General features: G+C 58.1%; 9 protein-coding genes. 7 read left to right on the forward strand and 2 right to left on the reverse strand.

Annotated features, from left to right (window positions below; translation table 11 throughout):
• Window positions 1-96 precede the first annotated feature (96 nt).
• Window positions 97-3,105: a TonB-dependent receptor domain-containing protein gene (locus GRI91_RS11620; protein WP_160736858.1), complete on the forward strand. Its 3,009-nt coding sequence runs from the start codon at window positions 97-99 to the stop codon at window positions 3,103-3,105.
• Window positions 3,106-3,199: 94 nt separating this feature from the next.
• A complete protein-coding gene (locus GRI91_RS11625) occupies window positions 3,200-4,666 on the forward strand; it encodes an amidohydrolase (protein ID WP_160736859.1) in 1,467 nt (488 codons plus the stop codon).
• Between the two features lie 108 nt (window positions 4,667-4,774).
• Here GRI91_RS11625 and GRI91_RS11630 read toward each other — a convergent pair whose 3' ends face one another.
• Together GRI91_RS11630 and GRI91_RS11635 are read right to left on the reverse strand one after the other, a co-directional pair.
• On the reverse strand, window positions 4,775-5,827 hold the full coding sequence (locus tag GRI91_RS11630; protein WP_160736860.1) for a FecR family protein: 1,053 nt from the start codon (window positions 5,825-5,827) through the stop codon (window positions 4,775-4,777).
• A complete protein-coding gene (locus tag GRI91_RS11635; protein WP_237437826.1) occupies window positions 5,824-6,429 on the reverse strand; it encodes an RNA polymerase sigma factor in 606 nt (201 codons plus the stop codon). The genes GRI91_RS11630 and GRI91_RS11635 overlap by 4 nt, the downstream gene beginning before the upstream one ends.
• Before the next feature lie 232 nt (window positions 6,430-6,661).
• On the opposite strand from GRI91_RS11635, the gene GRI91_RS11640 reads away from it, so the two are divergent.
• The 5 genes from GRI91_RS11640 to GRI91_RS11660 all read left to right on the forward strand — a co-directional run bounded on the left by GRI91_RS11640 (window position 6,662) and on the right by GRI91_RS11660 (window position 14,880).
• Window positions 6,662-9,049, forward strand: coding sequence for a TonB-dependent receptor (locus GRI91_RS11640; RefSeq protein ID WP_160736862.1), 2,388 nt, complete (start codon window positions 6,662-6,664; stop codon window positions 9,047-9,049).
• Window positions 9,050-9,362: 313 nt separating this feature from the next.
• Window positions 9,363-11,135: a tannase/feruloyl esterase family alpha/beta hydrolase gene (locus GRI91_RS11645; RefSeq protein ID WP_160736863.1), complete on the forward strand. Its 1,773-nt coding sequence runs from the start codon at window positions 9,363-9,365 to the stop codon at window positions 11,133-11,135.
• Window positions 11,136-11,162: 27 nt separating this feature from the next.
• Window positions 11,163-12,437 (forward strand): MFS transporter, encoded by a 1,275-nt coding sequence (locus tag GRI91_RS11650; RefSeq protein ID WP_160736864.1) that lies wholly within the window; start codon window positions 11,163-11,165, stop codon window positions 12,435-12,437.
• Window positions 12,438-12,552: 115 nt separating this feature from the next.
• A complete protein-coding gene (locus tag GRI91_RS11655; protein ID WP_160736865.1) occupies window positions 12,553-13,563 on the forward strand; it encodes a LacI family DNA-binding transcriptional regulator in 1,011 nt (336 codons plus the stop codon).
• 156 nt (window positions 13,564-13,719) lie between these two features.
• On the forward strand, window positions 13,720-14,880 hold the full coding sequence (locus tag GRI91_RS11660) for a glycoside hydrolase family 68 protein (protein ID WP_237437827.1): 1,161 nt from the start codon (window positions 13,720-13,722) through the stop codon (window positions 14,878-14,880).
• Window positions 14,881-14,882 lie beyond the last annotated feature (2 nt).

The following is a 14,882-nucleotide window of genomic DNA, read 5'->3' on the forward strand; positions in this document are numbered from 1 at the left end:
TGACAAAAAAATGAAATCGGCGAGTGAGGGGCCTTTGCTGCGCTGCGTCAATCTTCCTGGCGACGAAATATTCCTAGCAACACGGGGGATTTAGGAATGAAAACTTTTAAAGTGTCATCGCGCAGTGTTCTGCTTTGTGGGAGCGCATTTGCGACCTTGGTATCACAGCCAGCCTTCGCCCAGATCGAAGCGCCGGATACGGAGGATACAGCGCCGGGTGCTGTGCCACCGACCGAGATCGTCGTAACGGGGTCCCGCATTGCGCGGCCGGATTATCAGGCCAACAGCCCGATCGTTTCGATCGGTGAAGATGCGATCGAAAATTCGGGCCAGGTCACGGTCGAACGTGCGCTGTCGGAATTGCCGCAATTCACCGGCTCCTTCGGTCAGTCCAACACGCGCAGCACCAGCACGTCGCTGAATGGCGGCCAATCCTATGCGAGCCTTCGCGGCCTCGGTTCCAAACGCACCCTGCTGCTGCTCGACGGGCGGCGCATGCAGCCTTCCAACCCGGATGGTTCGGTCGATCTGAACATCATTCCCGAAGCACTGATCGAAAATGTCGAAGTCATCACCGGCGGCGCGTCGACAACCTATGGTTCGGATGCCACCGCAGGGGTCGTGAATTTCCGCCTCAAGCGCGACTTCGAAGGTCTTACCGTCGGCACGCAATATGGCATCAGCGACTATGGCGATGGCGACAGCTTCCGGATCAACGGCACGCTGGGCGGCAATTTTGCCGATGGACGCGGCAATGCGGTGCTGTCGGTCGATTACACCAAGCGCTGGCGCGCTCTGGAAGGTGATCGTGACTATTTCTTCTTCCGCCGTACGACCCCCGGCCTCGCTACCATTCCGCAGGGGAACACGATCTTCGGTGCCAACCGGCCCACGCTTGATGCGGTAAACTCGGTCTTTTCTGGGTATGGTTTCGATCCGATTTCGGGCAGCGACGGCTACTATACCGGCCAGATCGGTTTCAACACCGACCAGACGCTGTTCACGACCTCGGGCGTGCCGGTGCAGAATTTCCGTGATCCGGAAACCGACGAAGCCTATATCGTAGACAGCGGCCCCAACAGTCAGCAGATCAATTATGGCTATGCCGATGGTGCCTTACAGGCAAATCTGGAACGCTACTCCGTCTTCGGCAAGGCTGATTACGAACTCACGGACAGCATCCGTTCCTTCCTGCAATTCAGCTATGTGAATTATGAAAGCATAGCGACCGGCAATCCGACGCTGGCGTCCAATGTCTACGGGTTGAGCGTTCCCTCTTCAAATCCGTTCATTACCGACGACTTCGCCAGCATTCTTGCCTCCCGCCCCGATCCCACGGGAGATTTCACCTTCTACAAGGCCTTCAACATCCTCGGGCCGCGTATCCAGTCATATCGCTATGACGTCTATCAGATCACCGGGGGCTTCTCAGGCGATCTGGGGCTCGGAGACCTGACCTGGGATGTCTATGGCAGCGTCAGCCGCGCGAAGTTCGAAAACGAACAGGTTGGCGGGGCCAGCGCTTCGGCGCTTGAGCGTCTTCTCTACAGCCCGACCGGAGGCACCGAATATTGCGAAGGCGGCTTCAATCCCTTCGGCAATGTCACGCCTTCTCAGGAGTGTGTCGATTATATCTATCGGCGCACGCTGAACACCAACGAGCTGAAACAGCGCATTGTGGAAGGCAGTGTTCAGGGCGGATTGTTCGACATGCCCGCAGGTCAGGTGCGCTTCGCACTTGGCGGCGATTACCGCTACAACAGCTATGACTTCCAGCCCGATGCGCAGCTTAACCAGCCCGACGGCACAAGCGATATTCTGGGGTATAGCGTGCTTCGGCCAGCCGGAGGCTCGGTCGATACGACTGAGTTCTTCGCCGAATTGCTGGTGCCCCTGCTGCATGATCTGCCCTTCATCCAGAAACTCGATCTGGATCTTGGCTATCGCTATTCCGATTACAGTTCGGTCGGCGGAGTGCACACCTACAAGGCGGATGTGGACTGGCAAGCCACTGACTGGCTGCGCTTTCGTGGCGGCTATAATCGCGCCATTCGCGCACCGAGCGTAGGTGAGCTCTACGCGCCGGTTTCAACCGGCAGCGTCAACATCGGCAACCCCACGCCTACCGGTTCGGAAGGCGACCCCTGCGATGTGCGTTCGTCCTATCGCCAGGGGCCAAATGGGGATGATGTGGCGGCCCTTTGCCTCGCCCAGGGTGTTCCCGAAGCGCTGATTGATTCCTATCAGCTCGGAACGGCGCAGGTTTTCGCGCTGACCGGGGGGAATCCCGATCTGCAGGAGGAAAAGGCCGATACCTATTCCTTCGGCGGTGTGATCCGCTCCCCCTTCTATTCGCCCATGCTCAGCGGTCTGTCGCTGTCGGTCGACTGGTACAAGATCAAGGTGAAGGATGCTGTGGGTCCGCTGTCCATCGCCCAGGGTTTCCAGTTCTGCTTCGACGAAGGCGGCAACAACCCAACATTCGATCCGGACAATTACTATTGCTCGCTCATCGAACGCAATCCAGCCAGCGGTGTGCCCCTTAATCCGCAACAGCCACTGCTCAATCTGGGCCAGTTCTCGGTCAGCGGCATCGATATTCAGGTCGACTGGAGACTCGATCTCGAAGATCTGGGTGTAGGAACGAATAGCGGCCGCTTCGATATCAATACGGCGATAAGCTATCTCGACAGCTTCAAGATACAGAATCTGCCGGGCGCCCCGACCTATGACTATGCCGGCAGCATCGGCAAATCGATCGAGAGCAATGCCGGAACCGCGCACCCGCGCTGGAAATCGGTCACGTCCTTCACCTATACGCTGGGTGACGCGAGTATCGGCCTGCGCTGGCGCTTCATCGATGCGATGAAATCATCCAGCCAGGTGGTCAATCCGGACAGCACGACGCGCGGCGTGGAATCCTATAACATCTTCGATCTGAACGGGCGTGTGATGTTGCCGGCCGAAACCGAGATGCGGGTTGGCGTCACCAATCTGTTCAATCGTAAACCGCCGCAGGTTGGTAACAGAGAAGGCAATTACGATGCGCAGAATTACGATGTCCTTGGCCGCTACTTCTTCGTCGGCCTAAAGAAGAATTTCTGAGCCACCCACTTGCCCGGCGGCATCACTGTCGCCGGGCTTTTTTTGGGTAATGATCAAATGCATCATCACCCTGTGCACCGTACAAGGGATCGCCATGAAATATTTCGCACTGGCAGCACTTGCTGCATCCACTTTTCTGACCCAGCCCGCCTACGCCGAGCTGAGCAGCACGGACGAGAGTGAAATCCTCGAAAATGTCAGCGAAGATGCCCAGCCGATTGAAGAAACCGCTCTTGCGATCTGGGACTTCGCTGAACTGGGTTACAAGGAAACGCAAAGCTCCGGCCTGTTACAGCAGCGACTGAAGCAAGCCGGCTTCTCCATTACCCCGGGCATTGCCGGTGAACCCACCGCTTTCCTGGCCAGTTACAAGAATGGCGATGGCCCGGTAATCGCTCTGCTCGCCGAATTCGATGCCCTGCCCGGCCTGTCACAGAAAGCCGGGGTGGGCACGCAGCAATCCGCCGGCGGCATTGCCGGTCATGGCTGCGGCCATAATCTGTTCGGCACCGCTTCCACCTATGCCGGCATTGCCGTGAAAGAATGGATGAAGGCCAACAATATCAAGGGCGAAGTCCGCGTCTATGGGACGCCTGCCGAAGAAGGCGGATCGGGCAAAGCCTTTATGGTGCGCGATGGCTATTTCGACGATGTCGACATCGCCATTCACTGGCACCCCGGAAATGTGAATTCAGCGTCGCAGGGCCCCACCTTGGCCAATATCAGCGGCAAATTTCGCTTTCACGGCATCTCTGCCCATGCGGCCGGCAATCCGGATAAGGGGCGCTCTGCGCTTGATGGCGTCGAAGCCATGGATGACATGGTCAACATGATGCGCGAGCATATCCCTGATTATACCCGCATCCATTACGTCATCACCAATGGCGGCAAGGCACCGAATGTCGTGCCCGACTTTGCCGAGGCGTATTATTACGTCCGCCATCAGGACCCGGAAGTGGTTCGCAATGTTATGGAATGGGTGAAGCAGGCAGCGCAAGGTGCGGCACTCGGCACGCAGACGACAGTCGAATTCGAGCAGACCGGCGGCGTTTATTCGATGATGCCCAACGAAACGCTGATGCATGTGATGGACCGCAATCTGCATCGTGTCGGCGGGATCACCTGGACGGAGGAAGAAAAGGCTTTCGGCGCTGCGATTCAGAAGAGTTTCGGCCGTGAAGCACCGGCGCTTGATACGGTGGGCGAAGTGGAGGACGCACAGCTTTATGATAAAGCAATGGGTGGCTCCACCGACGTTTCGGATGTCAGCTGGATAGTCCCGACCGTGGGCCTTTCCACCGCCACATTCGTCCCCGGATCACCGGGGCATAGCTGGCAGAATACGGCGGCTGCAGGGTCCAGTGTCGGTATCAAGGGCGCGGTGGTCGCCACCAAGACGCTCGCGCTTACCGCCGCCGAATTGTTTCGCAGTCCCGACGTCATCGATGAAGCCAAGGAAGAGCTGGCTGAGCGTGTGGGGCCTGATTTCGAATATGAGGCTCTGGTAGGTGATCGTGCACCGCCGCTCGATTATCGCGACAACGTCTCCAAAGGCGACTGATACATCACACGATTAAGCGCGGCCGGTCCGGCACATCGGATCGGCCGCTCAGACTTTTTGCTTTTCATGTGTCACGCTGCGTACAGCACCCGGTGACGCTTCCAGCCCTTATTGAGCGCCGAGCACCACTTCAGTGGAACTGCGTCGCAGCACACGGGCAATTCCATAAGCATCAAGCGCGCGGATCAGGGCATCACTCCCATCGAGGGTGAATGTCCCGCTGAATTTCTGTGTTTCGAGTTCGGGATCGGCGAGCACGATGTGGCGTGCCGAATACCGGTTCATTTCAGCAACGATGGTCCCCAGCGGCTGCTGTTCGAATGTCAGACGCCCGTTCAACCAACCGGACAGCCGATCGGCATCCTGATGCCGAACCGCCACCGTTTTTCCCATCAGTGACAAGGTGTCACCCGGGGCCAGAATGGTGCTGCGTGCTCCGGCCATGCCGAGATCCACTTTCACGCGGCCTTCCAGCAGGGCGACACTGTATGCCTTGCCCTCATCGCGTACTGTAAAAGACGTGCCCAGCGCCTCGACCGACTTGCCATCGCTTTCCACGACGAAGGGATGCGCGGCATCCTTTGCCACCTCAAAGAAAGCGCGTCCTTTTGTCAGATGGACGATCCGGCGATCTTTCCATTGCGGAACCTCGATTGCGCTATCCGTATCGAGCGTGATGCGCGAGCCGTCAGCCAATGTAACAAGGCGTGTTTCGCCAATGGTCGTGGTATAGCTTGTCACGTCAGCAATCTGGACCGCGTCACGAGCAGGACTGTTCATCCTGTTCCATACGGCCAGGCCGCCGAGCCCGACAGCCAGTGTCAGCGCAGCGGCAATGCCATATTGCCAGCCAGCGAAGCTCCGCCGAGACGACGTGAAGGACGCTTCACCGCCGCGCTCCTGCCCGGATGCGTCCGCCGAGACTGGCGGTAGGGAACGGGCATCCCGAATCATATCGGCAATCATGGGGTGACTTGCCACAGCATCCATGCGGCGATCAGCGGCTAAGATGCCCTGCCAGGCGGCTTCATTGCGCGTATTGGCCTTGCGCCATTCGCTCAGGCGCTGCCGATCCTCTGCCGAGCAATCAGGTGCATTCAGCCGCGCATACCACGTGGCCGCCTCATCCATTTTGCCGGAGGGTCGAACATCATCATTCATTCTAGGGCTACGCTTAGCTTTCGGATCGCTCTCATTATGTGTTTTTCTACAGCGCTCATAGAGATTCCCATCTCGAGCGCAATATCGCTGTAGCTGAGATGTTCGAATCTATGGAGAACAAATGCTTGCCGGGTTCGCTCAGGCAGGAGCTGCAGGGCATTCATGACCTGCTGAAGAGCATCGGCACTTTCGACGATACGATCCGGCGAAATCTCTTCTACCGGATGGTGCCATTCCTCCAGACTGTCATGCTGTTTCGTATGGTGGCTGAGATTCTTGCGATGTTGATCGATCATCACGCTACGCGCGACCTGGAAGATATAGCCTTCGGGGTTATCTACCCCTTCACGAGCGCCCCGGTTCTGAATGCGCAATGCGACATTCTGAACCATGTCATCCACTTCTGAAGGCTGCACGCGACCGACGAAAAAGCCCCGTACGGCGCGCAGATATTGCTGAATTACTTCGCCCCCGAGACCATGCTTATCCCTCTCCATCTCAGCATGTCGGGTCGCGGCGGCATGTCCCCTGCTCATATGTTCCCCCCGCATAATCCCGAAAAGAAAGATGCGCTTGGGGTATCGTGCTGCGTTGTCAAACATCCGTCAAGTATGCATAGTAGATTATCGCAGGCTTTTGGGGGGCTGCGCGTCTCGAATGAAATCTCCCGTAGCTTTACCCAGCTTAAGGATGAATTTGCTGATACGTCGCGCCACGATCAGGTGCTGGATAGCAAGAGCAGCTATTGTAGCTGCATTGACCTGCGGTTTTCTCCCCGTTTCCGTTCAAGCTCAGACTCCGATTACCATCCCCTCCGGTTCATTGAGCGCAGCCTTGAAACATTATGCTGCGCGCACGGATCGGCAGATCCTCTTTGATCCCGCGCTTGTTCGCGGAAAGCGCGTTGCCTCTATTTCCGTTTCCACCGATGAATTGGTCGGCCTGCAGCAAATCTTGCGCGGCTCCGGCCTCGAGGCGAGGCTCCTCGACGGTGGATTAATCCTGATCTTCCGTCCGCCAAGCTGGCACAACCGAGCAGACACGAAGACAGCGCCAACCGCGCCCATTCCGCAGAACATCATCGTAACCGCCCTCAAACGACCGAGCCTGGTTCTCGAAACGCCCGGCACGGTCAATGTGGTTACGCAGGAGGATATTGCCTTCCAGAACCTCACCGAATTGCGCGATCTGGTGAAGGTGAGCCCCAGCCTGTCGGTAATCGATTCCCGAAATGGCGAGCAGCGCATTGCCATCCGCGGCATTTACGGCACCGGAGAAGCCACGGTGGGGGTCTATTTCGGTGAAACCCCTGTCAGCGGACCGTCGGGGACCACGCTCGACCCCAGCGGCACCACACCCGATATCGAACTGGTGGATATGGACCGGGTGGAATTGCTGAGCGGACCACAGGGAACGCTTTATGGCGCAAGTTCCATGGGGGGCACGCTACGCCTTTTGTTCAAACAGCCGGACATGTCCGGCTGGTCCGAAACGGTTACATCAGGCGCCTCGATCGCCCAACACGGCGACCCGGGCGGCAAGATATCAGCGGTTCTCAATGCCACGATCATCAAGGACGAACTGGCGGTGCGTGCGGTCATCTATCGCAGCGCATCTTCTGGCTTCATCGACAAGCCCGCTCTCGATCTGACCAATGTGGGCAGCGTAAAAAGACGGGGGGAAAGGCTGATCCTTTCTTGGCAACCAAGCGAGAGTTTTGCGCTGACCGCCACGGGCTTTTCCCATCGCCTGTCGCTCGATGACAGCCTCAGCTGGCAGATGGGCGCAAAACGCTATCAGAATTACGATTCTGTCAGGACGCCCTATTCCAGTCGCCTCAGGTTAGGCAGCCTCTCGGTGTCGGAAGATATTGGCAAGGTTCGCCTGTTCGCGACCGTGTCCTATTACAAATGGAACTTGCTGCGGCAGAATGACTTCACCCGGGTTCTTGCTGCCCAACGTGAAAGCCAGGCCGGATGCGCAAGGCTGTACGGGCTCGATCCGGGGGAGCTATGCAGCGCCGAAGCTTTTCAGCAGTACGGGGATTTCGTGGATTCACGCCTGCCCGGCATGCTTTATCAGCCGATGGGGGTTCATAGCGTAAACGGTGAAATCCGGCTGCAATCGGCAGGCGATGGCGCATCACAATGGAGCCTCGGGGCATTTTTCGAAAATCGCGCGGACCGGGCGGATAGCTATACGGTACGCGCCGATGCGAAGAGCGGAACGCCTGTTCTTCCGCTCGATATCACGGGCCTGCGGTTCATCCGGACCCGGCTCGAACAGCGCGCCCTGTTCGGGGAATATCGTTTTGACCTGACGGATAGGTGGAAATTCACCGCAGGTCTGCGCGGCTTCTTCTATCGGCGGGAAGCCTATGGCGACGTCGCGGTGCCCAATATCATTACAGGAACCGGCGATATAGCCGAAGGCCATTTCTCCACCCGTGCGAGCGGCACTTCACTGAAATTCGAACTGAGCTACGAGCCCCATAAGAATATCCTTCTGTATTTGCGCGCCAGCGAAGGATTTCGGCCCGGCGGGGTGAACATCACGCCCGGCCTTAGCATGGATGAGCAGATCTATAATTCCGACAAGCTCTGGAGCTATGAAGCGGGGACAAAACTGCAGATGGGGCAAGGCAGTAATATTGAGGCTTCGGTGTATCATGTCGACTGGGAAGACATGATATATTTCACAGGAAGCCCCAATAGTGCGTTCTTTTATAACGCAAATGTCGGCAGCGTGAATATCAATGGGCTGGAGGCGCGCTTCAATCTCCTTTTGGCGCCTCTCTGGTCTGTGCAGGCGCGCCTGAGCTATACAGACGCCCGGCTCGCGGATTCAGGCGCTCTCGCACTGGGCGCACAGCCGGGCGACCGACTGCCCGATATCACGCCTTTCAGCTATTCCTTCGGCAGCGTCTGGAAGACCTCGCTTAGCCCGGAGATTTCAGCCGTCTTTCAGGTCAATGCCAAGGGGATCAGCGGCACACATTCAAAATTCAACCACAGCTTCAAATTTTATGAAAAGCTGAGCAGCCATGTCGTTTTTGATGCCTCTGTCAGCTTCGACTATCGCGATTGGACGATAGGCATGGGCATCGAAAATGTTCTCAACTCGATTGGAGCGACGCGCGTCAGTTCCAGCGTGTCTTCCAACGTGCAGCTTTATGGTGGAGAGCCGCGCTCCTATTTCATGCGCATCACGCGTTCTTTCTGAAACGAAGTCAGCTGGAAACGAGGAGAGGTCAAAGACGGCCCCTCTTACGCTATCCAAGGCCGCTTTTTCAGGCGCATGCGTTTCTCTTTGCAATCGATTGAAATTCTCCTAGACTTGCCGCTAGCCGCAAGAGCCAGAAAGCCGGGAAAGAGGAAGGTCATGAAGAAGGCGATGCTATATCCGCCACAAACGATGTCAGCAGCAGGCCTTCATCAGAGCGCCCTGGCACAATCGCATGAGCAGCTTGGTCAGTGTGGGCGGGCCGGATAAAATATGCCGCACGCGCATCACTTCGTTTCTGAGGGGAAAAAGAATGGCTGATCTTCACAAAATTGCCTCCGCAATGCTGCTTGCCGGAACTGCAGCTCTGGCAGGCTGCGCCGCTTCGCCCTCCGACACGCTTGCCAGTGCCGAGCCAGACCTGCGCTCTGCCCCTGAGCGCCAATGCGATGCGCTTGCCAAATACATGGCAGGGCGCTGGCCGGAAGCGGGCACGAGGCTGACATCCAGTGTCTTTCACGAGGCTGGTCCCATGCCCTCCCCCTCTGGACCGCCGGGGATGCAGCGCCCACCGGTCGATCTGCCTGCTCACTGTGAAATTACCGGCATCATGCATGAGCGTACAGGCGTCGATGGCCAGAATTATGCCATTCGTTTCCATATGCGCTTGCCTGCTCAGTGGTCGGGCCGACTGCTTTTCACAGGCGGCGGCGGCACCAATGGCAATCTCGGCGATGCTTTCGGCTTCACGGGTGGCAGCGTTGCCCCTGCCCTCGCCCAAGGGTTCGCGGTGTTGTCGCAGGATTCCGGCCACAGCAACGAGATTAACTCACAGCCCGATCGCGGAGGCGACACAGCATTTGGTTTCGACCCTCAGGCTCGTCGCGATTATGGCGGGGCTTCGCTCAAGCCGGTTACGCTCGCCGCAAAAGCCTTGATCCGCAGATATTACGGCGCCGATCCGCATTATTCCTATTTCTTCGGCTGCTCCAAGGGCGGGCAGGAAGGGATGGCGCTTGCGCAGCAATATCCCGAACTTTACGACGGGATTGTCGCTGCCGCACCGGGTTTCTCGCTCCCCCGCGCAGCAGTCGCGGAAGCCTGGAATACCCAGGCCTATGCCGGGATTCTGGAAGCCGAAAACAAACCGGTCACGCTCGCAAATCTCGCTTCCACCTTTACAACAGGTGAAATGGGGTTGGTGCGCGGCGCCATTCTCGATGCATGCGACGCAGATGACGGCGCAAAGGACGGGATGGTCAATGACTATGCTCAATGCACCAGCGCGAAGGTGGTCCCGAGCCTGAAGCAGAATCTCTGCAAGACAGGCGGCGCGGAGCCATGCCTCACCGAGCTGCAGATCGACGCCCTCGAAAAAGTGCACCAAGGGCCGCAAAGCAGCGCTGGTGAACAGCTTTATCCCGGCGCGCCCTGGGATGCGGGATGGGGTGATATGGGTTGGAGGATCTGGCATATCGGGACACCCGATGGAAATGTTCCAGCCATCAATGTCGCGATGGGCGCGCCGTCTCTCGCGATTATCTTCAGCACCCCGCCGCACTTGCCTGGTACATCCTTACCCGATTATCTGGCCTATCAGCAGGCCTTCGATTTCGATCGCGACACGGCCAAGATCTACGCAACGAACAGCACATTCACGCAATCGGCATGGGATGTGATCAATGCGAGATCATCTGATCTGAGCACATTTCAGGCGCGTGGCGGCAAACTGATCGTGCCGCATGGGCTTTCCGATCCCGTGTTTTCCATCAATGACACTCTGCAATGGTGGAATGAAGTCAATCACAACACCGGCGGCAAGGCCTCCAGTTTTGCGCGTGTATTCCCCGTGCCGGGAATGGCCCATTGCCAGGGCGGCCCGGCGACCGATCAATATGATGCTCTGTCGGCTCTGGTCGACTGGGTGGAAACAGATAACGCGCCGCAGAAACTCGTCGCCAAGGCCGGCCCTGCCACGCCCTGGCCCGGCCGAAGCCGCCCGATCTGCGCCTATCCGCTCACCGCGCGGCCTGCCCCCGGCAAGACCTCTGGTGAAAGCGCCGACGATTTCGTCTGCGTGCGATAATCAGCTCTGAAAACGAAAGCCTCTTTGATGAATTCCGATATGACCGCTCAGGCTGGCTCGACCAGGCTTCTTAAGCTGCTGATCTTCCTGATGTTCGCAAGTTTTGCGATGACCACGGATTCTGTCGGAACGATCATTCCGGAGATCATTCGCGATTACCAATTGGGCATGACTGCAGCCGGGGCATTCCATTATGCGTCGATGTCAGGGATTGGCCTGGCTGCAATTTTGCTCGGTTTTCTGGCCGATCGGTTCGGCCGCAAGGCGACCATCCTGCTCGGGCTCGGTCTATTCTGCGCGACCTGCGCGCTGTTTGCCATAGGTAACAGTTTTGCGATTTTCGTGTTGCTGCTGTTCGTCTCGGGGCTTGGCATCGGTATCTTCAAGGCCGGGGCCCTTGCCCTCATCGGTGAAATTTCTCATTCCACCAGAGAGCACGCGGCGAATATGAATCTGGTTGAAGGCTTCTTCGGTGTGGGGGCCGTGATCGGTCCGGCGATCGTGACATATTCACTGCATAGCGGCGCCAGCTGGAAAATCGTCTATCTCATTGCCGCCGCGCTCTGTTTCTTGCTGGTCATCGGCACCCTCTTCGCGCCCTTTCCCAAAACCCAGGCCGCGTCTGGCGCTGAGGAAAGGACCGATACGCGCGAAGCCTTCCGCATGCTGGGCGATCCCTTTGCGCTGTTCTTTGCCGCCGCGTTGATGCTCTATGTCGGCGCGGAGGCAGCCATCTATGTCTGGGCGCCGACCTATTTCGCCGATTATGACGGCTCCTACACCTGGCTCGCAGCCTATCTCGTATCGGTCTTCTTTGTTTTGCGCGCGGTTGGCCGTTTCTTTGGTGCCTGGCTGCTCTCAAAGCTCGACTGGACGAAGGTGATCGCAATCTGCAGCACCGCCATGGCGATCCTGTTCTGGATCGGCGTGGCCGGTGGCAGAAATGTCGCGGTATTTGCCCTGCCTGCCACGGGCATCTTCATGTCGGTCCTCTACCCGACCATGAATTCGACCGGTATTTCCTGTTTCGAAAAGGCGCGCCATGGGTCGATTGCCGGCTTCCTGCTTTTCTTCACCTGCGTCGGCGCGGTCATCGCTCCGCTTGCGATGGGGGCAGTCGGCGACTGGCTCGACAATAGCGACTATTCGATGGTGCTCGGAAGCGTCTTTGCGAGCGTTCTGGCGGTACTGTGCCTATGGAACCTGATAGCTCAGCCCATTGCTCGCAAACTGGCCGAACGCAACAGCGCTGATTATGGCGATGTTCCCCTGGCCGAGGGCGCAGCGCAGGGCGTTTCCTGACGGTCTGCGCCGTTTGATATTGCAAGGCACAGCGCGCGTATCTCCCCTCGCGGAAAGGCTTGACCTGACCTGCGCGAACGTCATGGAGTGGCCGCTGAACGCAGATTGAGAGACGATGTCAGAGAAAATTCGCACCATTTATGATCTCGCCAAGCTCGCCGGTGTCTCCGGCGCGACCGTTTCGCGTGCTCTTGCCGGTAGCAGCGTGGTCAGCGCGAAGACAGCCGAACGGATCAGGGAGCTGGCCAAGGAACACGGCTTCAGGCCGAGTTCGCTGGCGCGCAACCTGCGCATTCAGCGCAAGGGCGCGATCGGTGTTGTCATCCCGCTCGGCCATGATCAGGGCCAGCATATCAGCGATCCATTCTTCATGACGCTTATCGGCGCGCTTGCCGATGAGCTGACGGAGAAAGGTTTTGACCTGATGCTCTCACGGGTCATTCCGGACCATGACGACTGGCTCGAAAACATGATTGATTCCGCGCGGGTGGATGGGTTCATCATTATCGGTCAGTCAAATCAGTCGGAGATTCTCGACAAGGCTGCTCGCCATTACCTGCCCATGGTCGCCTGGGGTGCTTTCGTTCCGGGCCAGACCCACTGCGCAATCGGCTCCGACAATTATCTCGGCGGCTCGCTCGCCGCATCCCACCTTATCGAAAGAGGCTGCAAAAGACTCGCCTTTCTCGGCAATCCGCAAGCCATCGAGATTGCGCTACGCCTTGACGGTGCACGGGCCGCGGTCGCGCGCGCTGGCGAAGACATCACCCTGCTCGAATCCCCCACCCATCTCGCCGCAGAAGCGAGCGGCGTCGATATCGACGCATTTCTTGATGCGACGTCCATCATGCCCGACGGCATACTCGCAGCCTCCGATCTCATCGCCGTCACGGCCATTCAAGTGCTGGCAAGCCGGGGAATGTCCGTGCCGGACGATGTCCGCGTTATGGGCTATGATGACCTTCTGCTCGCCCAAACGAGTGTCCCGACACTCAGCACCATTCGCCAGGATATTCGCCAGGGCGCGCGTCATCTCGTCGAGAGCCTGCTCGCGCGTATCAATGGGCAAACGACCGGCTCGATCGTGCTCAACCCGGAATTGATCGTCCGCGGATCAAGCACCTGACATTTTTGACGCGCCAGAGTCTTACAATCGATTGCGGAGACACTTTCTATCGGCTAGGCAGGCCAAAAGAAACAATCGAGAGAGGGACTGGCATGATCTGGCTAACATTGCCTTGCATGGCGTTCGTCTCTTGCGTCACAAGAGAGCGAAATAACCTTGGTCGTCAAAGCCGTGCCCTCCGATAATACGTCTGCTGCCCCCCTGCCTCCGGTTCGCTGGGAGGCCTCACCATTGCTTGCGCTGGGCGGCAGTGACTTTCCGCAGACACCGACCTTCGGCCCTGACATGCTCGAGCCCATAGCTCCGGGGATAGACATCTGGGACGCATGGCCAATTCAGGAGCGCGGCGGTGCGCCCTCCCGTCTTGCAGGAGGCGAGACCTTGTGGATGGCGCTCGCGGCGCCGCGTTTCGATGATCCGGAGGAGCGCCATGGCCATGCAGCGATACATCTGCTGATGCGGCGTGACGGAAGCTGGGTCCATCTGGGGCCGGCCATGCCGGAAGGTTTCTCTCCCGGAAGCCGTGAATGGTCGGGGTCCGCCGTACTCGACGAGGATGGGAAGACGCTGACGCTCTATTTCACCGCAACCGGTCAGCGCGGTGAAAGTGAACTGACCTTTTTACAGCGCATGTTCAGTGCCCGATCGACCCTTGTTCAGGGCGAGGCTCCGGCACTCACCGACTGGAGAGATCTTACCGAAATCATCCCGGAAAAACCGGAATGGTATATGCCGAGCGACGCTGGCACCGGCAAGGTCGGCACCATCAAGGCCTTTCGCGATCCGGCCTATTTTCATGACCAGAAAACTGGCCGTCATTTCCTCTATTTTGCCGCTTCACTGGCCGGTTCCGCATCAGCTTTTAACGGTGTGGTCGGCATGGCAAGCTGCATGGACCCGGCGCTAGACGAATGGGAAACACACCCCCCGATCATCAGCGCCGAGGGGCTCAATAATGAGCTGGAGCGCCCGCATGTGATCCACCACAAGGGGCTGTATTATCTTTTCTGGTCGACCCAGCGGCATGTGTTCGATCCCTCTGGCCCCCTCGGGCCAACCGGACTTTACGGCATGGTTTCGGAACATCCTGATCACGGGTGGCGCCCGATCAATGAAACCGGCTTGGTCTTTGCCAATCCGGCAGAGGCATCCAAGCAGGCCTATAGCTGGCTCGTCATGCCGGATCTCACGGTCACAAGTTTTGCCGATCAATGGGGCCCGGCTAAGCTGGCCGAGGGAGAACGCCGCTTTGGCGGGACTTTTGCGCCGGACGTGACATTGCAGCTCGATGGAGCGCGTGCCAGCGTGGCGGCCTGATC

The sequence above is a fragment of the Altericroceibacterium endophyticum genome (genome assembly GCF_009827595.1).
In the GTDB taxonomy this organism is placed as follows: domain Bacteria; phylum Pseudomonadota; class Alphaproteobacteria; order Sphingomonadales; family Sphingomonadaceae; genus Altericroceibacterium; species Altericroceibacterium endophyticum.